The organism is Pseudomonas veronii, from assembly GCF_002028325.1.
Classification (GTDB): domain Bacteria; phylum Pseudomonadota; class Gammaproteobacteria; order Pseudomonadales; family Pseudomonadaceae; genus Aquipseudomonas; species Aquipseudomonas veronii.
Map to the genome: position 1 here is coordinate 4,680,923 of NZ_CP018420.1, position 15,414 is coordinate 4,696,336.

Genomic DNA, 15,414 nt, shown 5'->3' on the forward strand with positions numbered 1-15,414 from the left:
CCATTTGATTGAGGTGTTATAGCAACCCTGCACGCTCAAAAGCCAGCGGTTCAAGCCCTTTCATCTGCGCCAGCGTCAGCGGCGAGAAGTTGCGATCAAGCTGCAGCTCGGCGAATCGCTCCACCGTCAATCCCCCCTCCCGGAACAACTTGGCACGCACCGGACCGATCGCCACATCCTGAAACGCCGCAGGCTGCTGCTGAAGCCAGTGGTAATAGTCGAGGTCGGCACTGACCTGCTGTCCGCCATTGGCACCCACCGAAGCCCGGGTAGCACCTTTGGCAAACATCGCGCTGAGCTTGGTCAGGAGAATGAAGGTAGTGCGGCAGTTCGGGTGGAATGGCGGCCTTGGGCCGGAATCCACCGGAAACTTGCGCTTGTCCATAGAGCGGCAAAGCTGACTGGTTTTGCTGTCCAGCGTGGCCACCATCTGGATTTCTTCCACGATGTCAGTGTTGGCCTTGGCCACCTCCATACGCGCCTGAGACGACACATGCTGAATCGCGGTATGTACGACCGTGGCGGCATTGCGGTTGGTGGTCGCCAGGATGCCGTCTTTGTACCCGGCAGCCTTGGTACCGCGAATGTTGCGGATGATCTGGAAGTTCGTCTGCCCTTCGAAGTAGCCCTGCCGAATAGTGCCGGTGACACGCTCTCGCTCGGCGCCGGTCCAACCCTTGATGAAGGCCTTCAACAGCTTTCCGCCGCCGGTGCCGCGCGCGCTGAGCGGGTTTGTCAGCACTGCGGTGCGGATTGCTGCGGCTGTCGGCGCAACCACGTCGAGCGATACACCGACCGGTGCTGACCTGGCAAGACTGGTCGCCTCGAACTCGGCCTCATAGTTGGCGATATCCACCAAGTCGAGGTTCAGTTGCGCGCTGTAGCGGTCGAAGATGCCCAGCAGCAGGCTATCCACCTCTTTCAGCAGCGCTTCCAGGCGCTTGACGTTGTACTCGGTCAGGTCCGACTGGGTCAGCCGGTCGCGGATCGAGCGATCGATCTCCTTGAGGAAGGGGGCGAACTTGCCCACCTCCCCCGCCTTCAGCTTTTCGAGGAAAACGGCGTGCCGGATGGTGGCGTCATGGATTGCTTGGTTTGCCGCCATTTGGTGCGTCCTCGTTGTCCAAGCCCAGGCCGTCGCCCTGCTCCTGCAATTCGCCGTCGATCTGCAGGTCAGTGCGCTCTGGCGCGATCAGACCCAACTTACGCAGGTAGGCCCGAAGGTCAGCCTTCGCGAACCCGCCGTTCTGCCACAAGCCGACCAAGGCGGTGATCATCTGCGGATCAGCCGTCAGCTCGACGAACTCCTGATTCACCTGGTAGGCAACCTTCTTGTCAGCGATGCCCATGTAGGCACAGCACCACATGATTGCCCGGGTGTAAGCCTCGCTTACGTTTGCCACGCAGCCGGCCAGCACCGAAGTGGAGGCCGACTGATCACCACGAGACTCCGTAGCGGTCTTGGTGGCAATTGACGCCACCACCATCCGCGCGCCCAGCTCGATCATCATCTGGTTCTTGTCGGCCATGGCCTCTTTGACCAGTGTGTTGGGCAATGGCTGCGCGTAGCCGAACTGGCCACCGGCCGGCAGCATCATTGGCGCCCTGGAGCCGACATAGACGCCGTTCTTCTCCATCCAGTCGCGCCACTGCTCATCCAAGCCGCTGATCCACGGCTGAGCCTGCCCACACCAGAAAACGCTGTCTTCATAGTCGGCGCTGTTCCGGTAATGGCCCAGGTTGATCATGGCGATGTCGTACAGGGGTGATTCGTCGATGCTGGGGTCATTGTTCTGCGCGCCGACAAAGGTGAACGGGATCTCTTTGAAACGCCCAGTGACACCTTTAGGCCTGAATTCTTCGGTGACCGCCAGCGGCCCGCCACCTTTCGGCCCGGACCTGCGCCAGACCCGGCAGACAAAGCCGTCGCCCTCCAGCGCCAGTTCCCGGTACTGCTCGACCGTCTTGAAACCGAAGCCGTCGGGAATCTCAGGCGACTCACGCAACACCACCAGCGTCAGCACGCTGTGACCGTTAACCATGCCGGTGCGCCAGTTGATGATGTCTTCAGCGCAGTAGGACAGGATCACCGAGTGCCCGCCGATGCTGTCGTCCTGGTGATAGTCGACGTACAGCCCATGCCGACCGGCCTCAAGCACCTTTTCAAGCGTGCCCTGGGAATGCTGGTAGACGCTGACGCCGGAACCGTTGGCGTTGTCCTGCAGATATTCCAGTTTCTTCGACACCGTGAGTGTCGGGTCTTTATGGAAGGCCAGGCCAAGCAATCCGTTACGGGTGTGCCCGGTGGCGTTCTTGAACACCGCTCGCTCGCGGTAAGCCCGGTTCCGGTCTTCGTTCTCCGGCGACTTGTCGTGCGCGTTGATGTATGGGAGCCGATCGACAACCCGATGCTGCCCGGCGCAGACGTCGCGAACGGTCGCCCAGCGGTCCAGCGCTTCAATGTAATCCGCCCGCTTGAAGGAGACGTCGTTGCTCATCGGGCGTATCCCATTTTGATAGCGGTGACCGGTTTGATGATCGGGTACTCGCGGTGGATGAAGTAGCCGCCGGCGTCGTTCGCGTGATCGATGCCGGCGGTTTTGTCTGGCTCACCGTTCGCGCCCCACACCTGCTGCTCCAGGCCATCGGCGTAGGTTGGGCAGGTGAACGGATTGACCAGGTAGCGGCGCTCGCCCTGCGCATTGCAGAAGACGGCGTTCATTGCGTTGATTCGATCCTTCACCGGCGGGTTTGCCGCTGGAGCGATGACCGCGAACCCGGCCTGCTTGAGCATGGCAAGGTCGGTGATGCTGGCGTTCACAGACTTGCGTGAATCGCCCGAGGCATCCGGGTAGATCCTGATCTCGCACGTTTTCTTGAAGTCGTTGCCGTCGTGCTGCCAGTAGCGTTCCTTGATGCGGCGGATCATGTCAGGCGTGTCGTAGCCGTCGATCAACTCATCTACTGCCCTGGGCAAGCCCTGATCGCGCTTTACGTGGGTAATCGCCGCCATCTTGCCAACGTTGAAGTCCATGCCGATGAACAGGGGCTCACCAGGCTTTACGGTGTCGAAGCATTCGTTGAGCTTGCGATCGTAGGCCGTGTAGATCGTCCCGGACGTCAGGTTGACGAACTGGCCCTTGAGGTACGCCATGATCAGCTGTGGTGGATACGACTCCATCAGGGATGCGATGTAGTCATCCGGCAGGTTCAGCTCGTTGTCGAAAGTGCTGGCTTGTACCAGGCCGTACATCTCTTTGAGCGAAGGCTTGTCCCGCAACTGCTTCACGAACTGCAGGAAGACGAACTTGAAGCCTTCCGGCGTCGTGGTGACGTCCACCCCGTTCTTGAGCCCAGGCAAGTTGTAACGCATCCGGGCAATGATCTTGCGCCAAGCCTGCTGCGCCTTGACCGCGGTCAGCACGTCCAGCTCATCCACCAGGGCATGACCGATCTTGAAGCCAACGATGGTCTGCGGCTTCTCCATCGACCGGCAAATCACGGTGCCGCGGTACTGCCGGCCGCTGTAGATGTGAACCTCGTGGTTCGCCTGGTTGATCTTGGTCTTCAGCCCCCAGTCGTAGGCCACCTCATCCATGGTCGGATAGAAGATGTCCCGGATTTGCGGGTAAGTCGGTGCGAAGTAGCCAGCGTTGACGCCGGGCCACTCCATGAAGTGCTTGCTCAGCGCCGAGCATCCCACCCAGGTCTTGCCTGAGCCGAACCCAGCAACGAACGCACGAAACTTGTGGGGCAGCGTGAGGAACTGAGCCTGCGGGACATTAAGGCTCGGCATTCGGCTTCCTCGCGTCCACCACGTCGACCTGGATGCGGGTCGGGATCGCTGGTTCGTCGCCCGCCTCTTCCTTCCTGGCCCGGTTGACGTAGATGTCGCCGGTTTCTTTCGCGGCCTGCTCGAGGATCTGCATGGCCAGGCCAATGTTCTTCATCGACTCGGCCTTCTCCACAAAGCGGTTCATAGCGCGGAGGCGGAAGGCACGGTTGGCGATTGGGATGTCAGCTGTCTCTTCGCGGAAACGCTTTCTGGTGTCTTCGAACATCGTCACCCAGCGCTTTGCCAGGCCTTTACCCGATGTCTTCGTTGGGTCATGCGTTTCCACCTGCTGGCGGGTTACAACAACCCCATATTCTTTCTGGACAGCCTCAACAACCTGTGAGGGCGTGTCGAAGCACGCCAGGGCCTGAACGATAAAGGCCTTCACGTCGTTTTGAAGGGCTGCCATAGATTCTCATCCGTCCAGAGCCTGTCCAGAATCAGGCCGACTTGAGCAGACAGGTTCCGCAGGCCCTCGCAATATTCAATTTCCCCACCTCGGCAGGACTGTTTGCAGCATCCACCAACGCTTGAACGTCAGGGCTCGCACCGTAGCGGCGAACCACACCGACGAACTCCTCGACGTCGTGGCCCTGCAGCTTGATCTTCGGTGCCCCGTCTTGGGTGAATGCTGGTTGACCATACTTGTCGGTCGCGTGAGCCAGGTGATACAGCTCGTGCTCGATCAGGGCGCAGAACTCAAGGTCGCTGCACTGGGCGCAGTAGTCAGCAGCCAAGGTGATGATGAAGGTCGGCACATCACCGAACCAATCACGCATCTGTTGCTCCATCCGGGCTTTCTGCCAGCCGCCGGCGCGGAACGCTACCTGCTCGGTCTGGCCCAGGACCGTGCGGCCCTGCTTCTCGAATGCAGACGATGCCCACATGACCCTCACGTCAGCGTCGATCAGGTGTGCATGGTCTTCATTGTGGATGCTGCCGTTGTCGGCAAGGATTTCGGTTTGGAGCCATTCCCACACCTCAGGTGCTGGCATCAGGCGGATACCGAAGTCGGACAGATCAGACAGCTCACGCAGAGACGCTGGAGGGTGCGGCCTATTCATGTCTGCCTCAAATTCTCCAAAGCGCCGCATAACTTCATTCTGCGGACTTTCGTGGTATTGATGATGCTCAAATTATCCGAGGAGCAATTGTATGGAGTTCAAGACTGCGCAAATCGACTTCCGGCCTGGTCAGGAACCTCTCCAGGTGCAGACCCTCACAGCCGCGTTCGCATTTAGCGACCATCGCGGGGCTCAGGACCTGAGCACTAATACCTATCAGGAAAGCAACCAAGGTTTCAGTTGGCTTGGCGTGCGAACTGAGCCATTCGATGGCTGGCTTGATACGGGATACATTGATTTTTGCTTTCCAGATGAAGCATATGGCGATTACACCGTATATCTAGGCGACGACATTACTCAGCACGGCGAATGGCTATGGTTCCCAGTCACTCGAGCCGCCGGAGTTAGTACATACCAAGGCTGAGCCTGGTGCTATTCGATCACCATTTGGTGTGTCTGTGCATGGGCGTGACCCTGGAGCAAGCCAACGATCAGGCCTTGAGGTAGTCCAGCGACCTTGGCAGCGTCCACAGCTTCGGCAATGGCCTTGTCTAGAGCGCTTACCGCAGCGTTGATGTCCTGGCTCAGTGGGAGCGCATGACGCAGGCGGGTGACGTTGCTCATCTGAAAAACCTCGCGCTACGATTTGGCGCATTCGAAAACGTGGCGCGGGTTACTTGGTGCGCCGCTCAAGGCCACCAGGTGCCTTGTCACAGTGCAGGCAGTGCTCGCAGTTCAGCGTCCGGCAGAGCCAGACCTTCACCCGCTGCCAGTATGTGACCATGAAGATGTGGCGCGCGCCGGCCAGGGCCAGGGACACATGCAGCGTCAGGCCGGCACTGGTCGGGCCGAAGAAGATGTTCTGGCTGCGCGCCATAACGACGAAACCGCTGATGGCGATCGTCGAGTAGATCAGCTTCCCGAGGATGCCGTCCCTCACCTTCCCGCTCAGTACGCACCAGGCCGCCCAGGCCGCGATGAGTCCGCAGGCGATGGAGTTGATCAGTTCAAGATTCATGGTGGATTGCCTCCCCCGAACCGCTGGCGAATGAGCGCCCAGAGGTCAGCGGATTTGATGGCTCGATTGATGGCCGCCAGGAGCGAGCCGCCGAAGGCCCCCAGCAGGAAGCCGATGCCGGCGACGATCTTTGGCTCAGTCACGCCCAGGTAGGTGCTGACCATGCTCGTCAAATAGATCGAGCAGGCCATGCCGGTGATCAAAAAGACCATCCAGGCGCGCCAGTCGGACAAGTCGTCCTTGTGCCACCAGCTTGCAACAACAGCCCCAATCAGGCCCGCGATTAGCAATTCGAACCTGTCGATCTTGTCGAGCAGGCGCTGTAGGTACTCCATGCGCTCGACTCCGTGGGGCATGTTTGAAATAGATCAGCCCCGGCGGCACTCCCAGCTCAGAGCGAAGGGTGTGGCAGGGCCGAAAACGAAAAAGCCCCGCACGATGGCGAGGCATTGAATGGATGCGCGACATCAGTCGCGCCGCATTGCTTGAAGCCCTGCACTCAGGCAGGGCTTCACCGCTCAGAGTGACTTAAGCGACTGTGCCGTCGGCGTTGAGGTAGTCCCAAGTAACGTTGATGAGCTGGTTATAATCGTTACGCACAGTGATATAAACACCCAGTCCAGCCGGGACCAAGAACGGCTCAGTACGGCCGATCGTAGAAAACGCGATCACCTTACTGGTATCGAAGTTATCAATTGGAGGTGTAGCGCTGACCGTGATGGTACCGCTGCTCAAATTCAAAGTGCGCAGAATCAAGCCATGAGCATTTTGCTCGGGGCCAACGAGTTTGTAGGGACCGAAAGCACCGTTTACCTTGACGCTCACGAAGGTTTTGCCAATTGTCTGAATATTCATTTTTTCACCTATTGAGTCGAATGATTTGTCGCGGAGGATTCCGCTTTCATGTCGCTCAAAGGCGATTGCTCGAGGCTCGTGGCCTTCACATGATTCAGCGTCCCGCATCGGGAACACTTGATCTGGAGCTCTGTAAACCCACCCACACGGGCGAGAAGTCTTTTGCAGTTACCGCATCTGAATTCTTTCAACATCTGCAAATTCCTTTTGCATTGTTTTTTCGGCAAGCAATAAAAAGCCCCGCACTTGGCGAGGCCTGGATATCTGCTTGGCAGCTATGTCGATCGGGCGAACGAGTTCCACTCTTCAATGGCTTCGTCGGCTGCAGACTTGTGCTTTCGAATAGAGTCCTCCTGCTCCTCTACGAAGTCCGTAATGCAGGCTTTGTATTCATCTACATCTGCGTTGAATTGATCGCGCTCGTCCTCATCTTCAAACTCGTATGGGACGCTGGGCTTATTGCAGTCATGCGAGGGCTCGGTTAGATCGGCGAGCGCCAATGGCGAGAGCAGCATTCCGAGAAGTAAGAGAGTCCGCATCTTGCTTTGTCTCACATGAAAAAGCCCTACTTCATGCCGGGCCTTACTGTGTAACCTCAACGCGCAAGATCGACAGGATGGATAAATAATCTCTCATTTTCTCATTCATTGCAATGGCTATTTACTGCGCCGCACAACTTTCGATTAAGCCTTCTGAGTCGAGCAGTTCCTGAGCGGCTGTCAGCGCTTCGTTGACTTGATCATCCAGCGCCTTGCGGATCGACGAGCGCCACCGGTAGCGGGTTGATTCCGGCTTGCCGTCGTTGTCCCAGTTGGTGATGTCGTACCAGGCGGCTGGCAGTACCGCGGCGGAACGCTTGCCCTCTGCACCTGCCGCTTGCGGAATCGCCCAGGTGAGCACGGCACATTCCCGGAAGCGTTTCGGCGCTGGCGTCTTCACAGAGTTCAGCAGCTCCAGAATGGCTCCGTGCTTGCGCTCTTCGTGCGTAGAGTACTTCGCCACCAACGCCCGCCAGTGCGCCGGTGCGAGCGCCTTGTGCAGTCTGCCAAACACCCAGCAATCCTGGAGAAATGCCGCCTCCTTACCGATGATCTCCCCCTTCTGCTTGGTACACTGTACCTTCGGCTCAAAGTCACAGCCGCCGGCGGAACTGATGGTCTCGGCCGCGAGCGCCCGAACTACTGCTGAAACAACGTTGCGATAGGTCATGCTGCAGCCCTCTTCAGTTCCCTGATCAATGCGCGGTATTTGGCTTTGATGGCCTTGATCTCTTCGACGGTATACTTGCGGGCCTCATGAGGCCCTTCGATCCATGCGACCTTCTCTGCACCGATACGCAGCAGCAGGCGAATGCGGTACTCCACAGCATTGCCGGACAGGTTGCGGTTGCACTTCACACACTGGCGGTGGATGTTCAGCGGCTCGAAGCGCAGCTCCGGGCAGGCGCCGACGGACCGGTAGTGCCCCGCATCCCAGCGGCTACCGGTCATAAGGTCGTTGTCGTTCGGCGTCGAGTCGCAACTTATGCATGGCAGGCGCGCGTCACGCAGGCGCACGTACTCGTTCACTGCGGCCTGGGCTTCGCGCAAGTGATCCGCCCTGCTTTTCAGCTTCTCCTTTCGGACTTTGATCTCGCGGCGCTCGACCTGTGCCAGCGACTTGCGCGCCTTCGCCTGATTCACGTCCTTGATTGCAAGACCGCACTTCGGGCTGCATACGGCCTGGCCCAGGCGCTGCGGCGGGAAGCTGATGCCGCACGCTGGGTTCTTGCATTTCTTTTGTTTGGGTTGCTTGGCGATCATGCAGCCTCCTTGCTGAGTAGATCAGTGAAAACCACACCTTGGCCTGTGAAGTAGGTGGCGATGCGGTCGGTGTAATTGATGCCCTGGGCGCGATTGAACAGGCTGGTCACCGGGAAGCCGTCCGGCCCAAACAAGTGGCACTCACCCATCATGGCCAGCTTCGTTTCGTAGGGCAGATGACGCATCACTCGGTACCACTCGGCCTGGAACCCAGCATCCTCGTTCAGCAGGATCTGCACACCGAAGTGCAGCTTGCAGTAGCGCCGGGCGTCCGCCGCATCGCCGATCTGGGTCATTTCGGCGATTCGCTTGTACATCCCGAACCACAGCCGGTTCTGTTCAAGCGTGCGGTCCTTACCCGGGCGCAGGGAGACCACCACAAATTTCTTGTTCCGGTACATGGTGGTCAGGCATGTGATGGCCTCGGTGAGCTTGGCCTGGCAGTTGACGCTGATCTTGTCGGTCATTGCGCCGCCCTCTTCTCTTCCAGTTCCTGCGCCTGCTTGATGAGCAGTGCCCGGCGATCTGCCAATTCGTTGGCCGCTTCAATCCGCATTTCGAGCTTCCGTTCTTCGCTGGCCCTCCGCATTTCCAGCATCGAGCTCTTCACGATCTCCAGTTTTTGGCGAAGTACCGGCTCTGCCCGGGTGACGGCACCGGTGAGCAGACCGGCAATGGCGCGACCATCCTCGGTGATCGGCTCAACGCTAAGGTCTGCCAGGTACTTCTGGCCGTGGTCACAGGGAATACGCTTCAACTCCACGGCCCTGGTAATAGCCTGGATACGGCGGCTGGCATCGAAGCCCACAGAGACGTGCCAATTGATAGGCTTCGCATCCTCGCGGGCCTGGCACACGAACCGCTGATAGGCGTCAATGAACGCCATGCGCGCGCCGATTTTGTCGCCACCGTCCAATATGGGTTTCGCAACGGCCAGGGCCAGCTGGATCTCGTCGGTCAACACCACCGTTTCGAATTCGTCGTTGGTGGTCATGGCGATAGCCCAGGCCTCATCCTTGCCCGGGCGTCCATCGGAGGACTGGACGCGCTGCAGAATGTCGGCCATCGCCAGCTTGCCCTTCACTTCGAAGCGGCACGCCTTCAAAGCGGCTTTGACGACAGGCACCGGGTAGGCACAGAGGTCTTCGGCCATCATCGCCGCCGTACCGGGGTTCATTTCCTGGCCCATGGCCTCGGCCGTCGCGCAGATAGCAGCGGCCAGCCCGGCGACCTGCTGGTCGTTCATTTCAGAGGTATTCATTGCGGTCACCTGCTTGGCGCTTGGCCAGAACCATCTGAGCGGCCTGCTCGGCTGCGGAGAGGTTTGCCTCAGTCCGTTCCATCTGGCGGGCGGTTGTGCCGTTGACGCGCTGTCCGGTCACCCACTGGGTGTGGTAGCTCTCGGCGTTGGCCAGCAGTTCATTGAGGCTGTGGCACTTGCGCAGGACAGCGGCATCGCTGGTTTTCAGGAAGTGAGCGGCGACGTGGTGGGCGACGTCAGCGCCGAGGCGGTCGACCAGTTGGCCGAGCTGGCCGCCCACCTTGGCATTCCACACCGGCCAGGCGCTGTAGCGTTTGCGGTAAGCCATGGCGTAGTTCGCCCAGACCTTGAAGGTTTTGCAGGCATGGTCTCTGGGGCCGGGCATGTCGGCGGGGATTTCAACCCGAGGAGTGTCGGTGCGATCAACCACCAGCACCAGGCTGCGGGACTGAGCCGGCTTGCCGGTGGCGTCCTGCAAGTCCTGACTGATGTCCTGATTGGTACCCTGATGACTGGTATCCTGATTTGTCGGAGATTTTTCCGACCCTTGATCGGATTTTTTTCCGACCTTGCTCGGAGATTTATCCGAGGTAGATCGGATATTTTTCCGACCCTTGTTTTTTGGTGGGGTCGGATATTTTTCCGACCCGTCCAGCTTCTGGTTCCACTCGACAGCCTTCTCAGTGAGGCGGAAAAGTGTGATGTTCGAAGTGCTGGAAAGCTCAATCAAGCCGGCCTCTTCCAGGGCCTTCAGCATGCGGTAAGCGGTGTCCGGCTTGTCAGTGAGCAGCGGTAGCTCCTCGATGATCTTGGCCTTGCTCAGCGCGAAGAAGATCCCGTCATCAGTCTTGATTGGCTTGGTCCAGCTCGGGCAGCCGTAGACGAAGGCGAACAGCAGGGCCTGCTGAGAATTCAGCCCCCACTCCAACGCCTTCACCTGGTTAATCGTGACGGTGTATTGCATATCAGGCCGCCAGGTAAACTGTATGCGAGTGAATGCGCGCCACGTTTTCAGATTGCGAAAAACGTGGCGCGAGATCGATAGCGCTATTGATATGTGGCTGGGTTTTCATATAATTGGCCTCACAAAGTGTTATCGAATCAGCCACCCTCGTCCGGTGGCTTTTTTGTGTTTGAAATTCAGGCCGCCTTAACCGACGCATCCATCACGTCCAGGCTCTGGCGAACGTGGCTGATCTCTTGACGGATCAGGTTCTTCTCGAAGGTGCTGACGTGGTTGTCGCCCAGCGCCTCATGAACGGCGATGGTCAGGTCGGCCACTTCCTTAGCGACATTGATCAGCGACTTGGTGAGTGCTTCAGGTTTTGGCCCGGTCTTTGCCACCAGGTCAAAGCCGAACTCGGCGGCCAGGACCGAAAGCGGGCGCATGTCGCCGGTGTGCAGCAAGATCCCGAACAGATGCTCCACGGTCAGGTGGTGAGCTTCGTTGTCCGGGTTTGCGCGCTGGAGCAGGCCAACGTGTGGAATACCCATCTTTGCAGCCAGGGATTTGGGCTCGTTGCCCTTCACTGCTGCCTGGCATGCATCCAAAAAGTCTTCCACTCGTAAAACCTCAAATTTGTTTCCGTGGCGCCCTGCCGATGCAGAAGCGATCATTTGCTCAATGGATCGGCGGACATGGATGTCAGGCGGCCTGAGCCTTCTTTGCTGCCTTGAATCTGCCCTTGGAGAGAACCTGAATCTGGTACTGCCTGGATTCGGGAATCGTTTCTCCCCACATGGTCACTGCGCTTGGGCGGATACCCAGGGCCAGCGCCAGCTTTGTCTTGCTGCCGAAGAATTCGGCGACTTCATGCGTATTCATTGCGAATCCTCGTTCGAGCCTGCCGCAATTTAAGCATGCTTAAGTTACAGCATCAACGATGTTTTCTGCCTACTGCATGCTTAAATTCAGCTAGCTTAATATTGAGTCCATGGAAAGACACGAACGCATCGCCCGCGCCATACAGGTCAGCGGTAAAAAGAAAGGAGAAATTGCATCGCTTTGCGGCGTTGCAAATTCTGCCGTCACGCAGTGGATCACCGGCGAGAGCAAAAGCCTCAGGCCGGAGAACCTTTACGCACTGGCAAAAGCGACTGGATTCCGAGCTGAGTGGCTGGCTATAGGCGAGGGTGATGAGCGGGACACTTCCGAATCGAACGTCTCCCCCGCCGCGCAACCCACCAAATCATTCCGCTACCCAGTAATCAGCTGGGTTGCCGCCGGCGCCTGGGCAGAAGCTGTTGAGCCCTACCCAGCAGGATTCTCGGACAGCTATGAGTTTTCGGAGTACGACTCCAAAGGCACGGCGTTTTGGCTAAAGGTGAAAGGCGACTCGATGACGGCGCCTGCAGGCCAGAGTGTCACTGAGGGCACCCTGATCCTAGTCGATACCGAAGCCGAGGTTGCGCCAGGTAAGCTGGTCGTGGCCAAGCTGCGGGACAGCAACGAAGCGACATTCAAGAAGCTGGTGAGCGATGGCGGTCGGCTGTTTCTGAAGCCGCTGAACCCAAGCTACCCAATCGAAGCGGTCGACGAGAACTGTCGGATCGTTGGGGTCGTAGTGCAGGCGCTGCAGAAGTTTTATTGAGGGCAGGCCGCTGCAGGAGGACACAGGCTACGCGGCCAGCAAAACCAGACACGCACAATGCATCGAACATGGAAGAACAAGAATGCCTGAGAGCATTACAGCGGTTGAAATCGTCCGGCAAAGTCATCAGGGATATTCCATAAAGCCTTTCATTGTGCGCGGGGACGATGGCCTTCCATACTTCGTGAAAGGCCTCGACAAGGCTGGTGGATTTTCTCTGATTTCTGAAGCAATCGGTGCTGAGCTTGGGAGGGCGCTAAACCTACCAATACCTCCCTGGCGCTTAATGCACGTTCCACAGGATCTCATTGCATTCAGTGCAATCCCGAATGTTGGGGATCTTGGCGGAGGGCTGGCATTTGCCTCTCTCGCAGTAGAAAACGCCTCTGACTTCAATCTCAGCAATATCAACCGAACCCCTGTAGATCTCAGAAGACGAATTCTTCTGTTTGATTGGTGGATCCGTAACGAGGATCGGTGCCTCGGGGATCGCGGCGGGAACGTGAACCTGATTTTGGACTCCAACGGAGATCTCGCTGTCATCGATCACAATCTTGCGTTTGACAGAACGTTCGACTGCGATGCATTTATGAAGGGGCACGTTTTTCGAGAGTGCCGGTCATTCTTCAGAGATCTGGTCGTTCGTCAGGACTGCGAGCAAATGCTTGGCGACGCTATGAAGAACTGGGGTACGATCACGGCCCTTTTGCCCGACGATTGGCTGTATAGAGATCGCGACCACATCGACGAAACAGAGCCCACACTGGCAGAAAGGCTGCAAATGCTGGAAGTGTTCAAGGAAGAGCGGTTCTGGGGAGCGCTATGAAGTACATATGCAACTATTCAATTCTGAGGTTTTTGCCTTACCCTGAAACAGGCGAGTTCGTGAATATTGGAATCGTATTGATTGCCAATAATGGCGATTTTCGCTTCAAAATTGAGAAAAAAAGACAGCGCATCACTAATTTCTTCCCCAGTCTCGATGCGAAAATATTCGTCAGAGCACGCAGGGAAATCGACGTAGAGCTGGCACGCCTTAGCGGCTTTCTCACCGTAAATCGTGAAGATGTCGCGCTGCTCCTCTCAACGTTCAAGCACCTGATACACCCTCGTGAAACGATGATGAGGTTTAGCGATCCCGGTACTATGGCCACAGATAACGCAGACCAGGCGCTCGCTACTCTATTCGATCATTACGTGAACCACAGTTTTGCAACAAAGGAATATCAGGAAACGTTTTTAGAGCGACAGCTTGGAAAGCTGCTCGCAGCGTCCAACTTAAAACAGCGTTACAGCGAGCAGAAATTGGGCAATGCTGATTACCCAGTAAAATTTCCGTTTGTGTTGATGAGTGGCGCCGAGCCAGTACAGGCCCTAAAGCCTATCCATCTTGGGCACGACGAGTCATCTAAAATCATTGAACATGGCGACGCGTGGATTTCGAAAATAAGACGCCTGAATGCGGCCGGGCAACTCGCAAAAGATACCCTCTTCATTGCGGGCCCGCCCGAAGACGGCAAGCCCAAGCTACTTAAGGCGTATCGAGAAATCGCTGAAGAGCTTAAGTCTTTTCCGGGTATACGCGTAACCAGCTCGGCTGAGGGGAAATCGGTGATACTTGACCAAATCAAGCAAGGTATTCCTGATACTCTTCACTGATCAACCTAAGCCCGGCCCAGCGCCGGGCTTCTTATATCTGCCTATCGAACGGATAGTTTTTCCGCATTACCCAATTCATATGCGCCTACGTACACTGATGTCATTACGCCACCAACTGGCTTGATTACATTTATGCGCAGAGGGCGTTTCAAGTGAAAATTTTCGGGCTGGGCATTCTGATTCCATTGTGTGCATTCAGCTACCTGGGTAGCAGCGGCGACAGCGAGGTCGCTATACTTGCGAATACTCTGTTCTTCTCCAGCGCGTTTGCGCTGTATCTCTACCCCTCGATATGTGCAATCGGCTACGCCAAGAAAGCCCGTATATCGATATTCAAGCTGAACCTGCTTGCTGGCTGGACTGGCATCGGTTGGTTTTTAGCGCTTTACAGGGCTCTAGTGTTTCGGGTTTCGAACGAATAATGTGGCGGCGCGTCTTGCTTCTGGCAAGCACCCTACTCTGCTATGGTTGCGCCCCCCGGATCGCAATGGAAGCATCGAAGAATGGACTCATGGAAGACACTGGCGATCGCCCTACTGGCATCTGTCAGCACTCAGGCCGTATCAGGTGATGGCGCCAACCCTATCGCTGCCGCGATATTTCTCACAATTTCCGCGCCAACCATTTTAATTGGGGCGACCACATCCCTCACGACCGAGCCGCCTGAGATTTTCAAGTCAGCCAAGACTGACGCTCTGGCCTTCATCGGTTCGGACGGGGAGATTCGCGGCGCGGAGTTTGAGCAGGCGTCCAGATACTACCAGTTGACCTATCCTTCTCCGCTCATGTCAGACATGCAACTGGCCCAGTCGATAGCTACATCATTCTGAAAGCGACCTTCAAGCCAGCCACCACACCAAACCTTTCGTTTCTGCGACATCCTTTTCACCTGACATTTACAGGACAGAGTGCAAAGTAGCCCTACTCATTTGAAGAATTCCCTTTTGGTCCGCCCACAAGCGGGCTTTTTTTTGCCTGCTGCTGCGCTTTCCATGCCCTCTAGTGGAGACAAGGCAATGCCTCCCCTGAATACTCCCTCGCCCGAGTCAACAGATAACACAGCCCAGCGCCGGGCTTCTTGTTTCTGCCAGTAGCCCTATTTCTTATTCCGCATTGTTTGCAAGAAACTCGCCCGCCTTACGAACCAGCTTCCTCCATTCATCCTCATTGATGAGACCGGCTTTCTTCATGCGGTCGGCCTCCCTAAGCAACTCGAAATATTTGTCCTCAACATCCTGTTCGTTTACAGCCTGATATAGAAGGTCCCTCCAGGCTTTTACAGCTGAACGACGCATTGCAGATCACCTGATCATGTCTGAGGAGTGAAAC

General features: G+C 57.1%; 25 protein-coding genes. 7 read left to right on the forward strand and 18 right to left on the reverse strand.

What is annotated here, in order from left to right; translation table 11 throughout:
• Positions 1 to 16: 16 nt before the first annotated feature.
• From PverR02_RS21160 to PverR02_RS21180, 5 genes are read right to left on the reverse strand one after another with little or no spacing between them, the layout of a single operon-like run.
• Positions 17 to 1,105: a minor capsid protein gene (locus PverR02_RS21160; RefSeq protein ID WP_079444346.1), complete on the reverse strand. Its 1,089-nt coding sequence runs from the start codon at positions 1,103 to 1,105 to the stop codon at positions 17 to 19.
• A complete protein-coding gene (locus PverR02_RS21165; protein ID WP_046382976.1) occupies positions 1,080 to 2,498 on the reverse strand; it encodes a DUF4055 domain-containing protein in 1,419 nt (472 codons plus the stop codon). Before PverR02_RS21165 ends, PverR02_RS21160 begins: the two co-directional genes overlap by 26 nt.
• A complete protein-coding gene (locus tag PverR02_RS21170) occupies positions 2,495 to 3,796 on the reverse strand; it encodes a terminase large subunit domain-containing protein (RefSeq protein WP_046382975.1) in 1,302 nt (433 codons plus the stop codon). Before PverR02_RS21170 ends, PverR02_RS21165 begins: the two co-directional genes overlap by 4 nt.
• A complete protein-coding gene (locus PverR02_RS21175; protein WP_046382974.1) occupies positions 3,783 to 4,244 on the reverse strand; it encodes a DUF2280 domain-containing protein in 462 nt (153 codons plus the stop codon). Before PverR02_RS21175 ends, PverR02_RS21170 begins: the two co-directional genes overlap by 14 nt.
• Positions 4,245 to 4,275: 31 nt before the next feature.
• Positions 4,276 to 4,899: a putative metallopeptidase gene (locus PverR02_RS21180; protein WP_079445031.1), complete on the reverse strand. Its 624-nt coding sequence runs from the start codon at positions 4,897 to 4,899 to the stop codon at positions 4,276 to 4,278.
• A gap of 91 nt (positions 4,900 to 4,990) precedes the next feature.
• Here PverR02_RS21180 and PverR02_RS21185 point away from each other — a divergent pair, with 91 nt between their 5' ends.
• A complete protein-coding gene (locus PverR02_RS21185) occupies positions 4,991 to 5,323 on the forward strand; it encodes a hypothetical protein (RefSeq protein WP_079444347.1) in 333 nt (110 codons plus the stop codon).
• Between the two features lie 8 nt (positions 5,324 to 5,331).
• Here PverR02_RS21185 and PverR02_RS21190 read toward each other — a convergent pair whose 3' ends face one another.
• The 5 genes from PverR02_RS21190 to PverR02_RS21210 all read right to left on the reverse strand — a co-directional run bounded on the left by PverR02_RS21190 (position 5,332) and on the right by PverR02_RS21210 (position 6,918).
• Positions 5,332 to 5,523 (reverse strand): hypothetical protein, encoded by a 192-nt coding sequence (locus tag PverR02_RS21190; RefSeq protein WP_079444348.1) that lies wholly within the window; start codon positions 5,521 to 5,523, stop codon positions 5,332 to 5,334.
• A 49-nt stretch (positions 5,524 to 5,572) separates the two neighbouring features.
• The gene (locus PverR02_RS21195; protein ID WP_079444349.1) at positions 5,573 to 5,917 is read right to left on the reverse strand and encodes a hypothetical protein; all 345 of its coding nucleotides are present in this window, start codon (positions 5,915 to 5,917) and stop codon (positions 5,573 to 5,575) included.
• Positions 5,914 to 6,252, reverse strand: a complete 339-nt coding sequence (locus tag PverR02_RS21200) for an MFS transporter (protein ID WP_079444350.1) — start codon at positions 6,250 to 6,252, stop codon at positions 5,914 to 5,916. The genes PverR02_RS21195 and PverR02_RS21200 overlap by 4 nt, the downstream gene beginning before the upstream one ends.
• Before the next feature lie 193 nt (positions 6,253 to 6,445).
• A complete protein-coding gene (locus PverR02_RS21205) occupies positions 6,446 to 6,772 on the reverse strand; it encodes a hypothetical protein (protein WP_079444351.1) in 327 nt (108 codons plus the stop codon).
• An 8-nt stretch (positions 6,773 to 6,780) separates the two neighbouring features.
• Entirely contained in the window at positions 6,781 to 6,918 is a 138-nt protein-coding gene (locus tag PverR02_RS21210) for a Com family DNA-binding transcriptional regulator (protein ID WP_227778905.1), read from the reverse strand.
• Here PverR02_RS21210 and PverR02_RS32755 point away from each other — a divergent pair.
• The gene (locus tag PverR02_RS32755) at positions 6,862 to 7,257 is read left to right on the forward strand and encodes a hypothetical protein (RefSeq protein WP_227778917.1); all 396 of its coding nucleotides are present in this window, start codon (positions 6,862 to 6,864) and stop codon (positions 7,255 to 7,257) included. The two genes, PverR02_RS21210 and PverR02_RS32755, sit on opposite strands and share 57 nt — an antisense overlap.
• 175 nt (positions 7,258 to 7,432) lie before the next feature.
• Here PverR02_RS32755 and PverR02_RS21220 read toward each other — a convergent pair whose 3' ends face one another.
• The 7 genes from PverR02_RS21220 to PverR02_RS21250 form a co-directional block, all read right to left on the reverse strand.
• Positions 7,433 to 7,981, reverse strand: coding sequence for a hypothetical protein (locus PverR02_RS21220; protein WP_046382968.1), 549 nt, complete (start codon positions 7,979 to 7,981; stop codon positions 7,433 to 7,435).
• Positions 7,978 to 8,574 (reverse strand): recombination protein NinG, encoded by a 597-nt coding sequence (locus tag PverR02_RS21225; protein WP_046382967.1) that lies wholly within the window; start codon positions 8,572 to 8,574, stop codon positions 7,978 to 7,980. The genes PverR02_RS21220 and PverR02_RS21225 overlap by 4 nt, the downstream gene beginning before the upstream one ends.
• Positions 8,571 to 9,041: a hypothetical protein gene (locus PverR02_RS21230; RefSeq protein WP_046382966.1), complete on the reverse strand. Its 471-nt coding sequence runs from the start codon at positions 9,039 to 9,041 to the stop codon at positions 8,571 to 8,573. The genes PverR02_RS21225 and PverR02_RS21230 overlap by 4 nt, the downstream gene beginning before the upstream one ends.
• Complete coding sequence (locus tag PverR02_RS21235; protein ID WP_046382965.1) at positions 9,038 to 9,835, reverse strand: hypothetical protein; 798 nt, start codon at positions 9,833 to 9,835, stop codon at positions 9,038 to 9,040. Before PverR02_RS21235 ends, PverR02_RS21230 begins: the two co-directional genes overlap by 4 nt.
• On the reverse strand, positions 9,822 to 10,799 hold the full coding sequence (locus tag PverR02_RS21240; protein ID WP_079444353.1) for an SIR2 family protein: 978 nt from the start codon (positions 10,797 to 10,799) through the stop codon (positions 9,822 to 9,824). Before PverR02_RS21240 ends, PverR02_RS21235 begins: the two co-directional genes overlap by 14 nt.
• A gap of 176 nt (positions 10,800 to 10,975) precedes the next feature.
• Positions 10,976 to 11,398: a phage regulatory CII family protein gene (locus PverR02_RS21245; protein ID WP_079444354.1), complete on the reverse strand. Its 423-nt coding sequence runs from the start codon at positions 11,396 to 11,398 to the stop codon at positions 10,976 to 10,978.
• Positions 11,399 to 11,480: 82 nt separating this feature from the next.
• Entirely contained in the window at positions 11,481 to 11,660 is a 180-nt protein-coding gene (locus PverR02_RS21250; RefSeq protein ID WP_024075251.1) for a Cro/CI family transcriptional regulator, read from the reverse strand.
• 109 nt (positions 11,661 to 11,769) lie between these two features.
• Between PverR02_RS21250 and PverR02_RS21255 the strand changes: the two genes are divergently transcribed.
• From PverR02_RS21255 to PverR02_RS21275, 5 genes are all read left to right on the forward strand, one after another.
• Positions 11,770 to 12,426, forward strand: coding sequence for a LexA family protein (locus PverR02_RS21255; protein WP_079444355.1), 657 nt, complete (start codon positions 11,770 to 11,772; stop codon positions 12,424 to 12,426).
• 82 nt (positions 12,427 to 12,508) lie between these two features.
• Positions 12,509 to 13,252, forward strand: a complete 744-nt coding sequence (locus PverR02_RS21260) for a HipA family kinase (protein ID WP_079444356.1) — start codon at positions 12,509 to 12,511, stop codon at positions 13,250 to 13,252.
• On the forward strand, positions 13,249 to 14,085 hold the full coding sequence (locus tag PverR02_RS21265) for a DUF3037 domain-containing protein (RefSeq protein WP_079444357.1): 837 nt from the start codon (positions 13,249 to 13,251) through the stop codon (positions 14,083 to 14,085). The genes PverR02_RS21260 and PverR02_RS21265 overlap by 4 nt, the downstream gene beginning before the upstream one ends.
• A 152-nt stretch (positions 14,086 to 14,237) precedes the next feature.
• Complete coding sequence (locus tag PverR02_RS21270; protein ID WP_227778689.1) at positions 14,238 to 14,507, forward strand: superinfection immunity protein; 270 nt, start codon at positions 14,238 to 14,240, stop codon at positions 14,505 to 14,507.
• An 81-nt stretch (positions 14,508 to 14,588) separates the two neighbouring features.
• Complete coding sequence (locus PverR02_RS21275; protein WP_079444358.1) at positions 14,589 to 14,915, forward strand: DUF2388 domain-containing protein; 327 nt, start codon at positions 14,589 to 14,591, stop codon at positions 14,913 to 14,915.
• 273 nt (positions 14,916 to 15,188) lie between these two features.
• Here the strand turns inward: PverR02_RS21275 and PverR02_RS21280 are convergent, their stop codons facing one another.
• On the reverse strand, positions 15,189 to 15,380 hold the full coding sequence (locus tag PverR02_RS21280; RefSeq protein ID WP_167379489.1) for a hypothetical protein: 192 nt from the start codon (positions 15,378 to 15,380) through the stop codon (positions 15,189 to 15,191).
• Positions 15,381 to 15,414 lie beyond the last annotated feature (34 nt).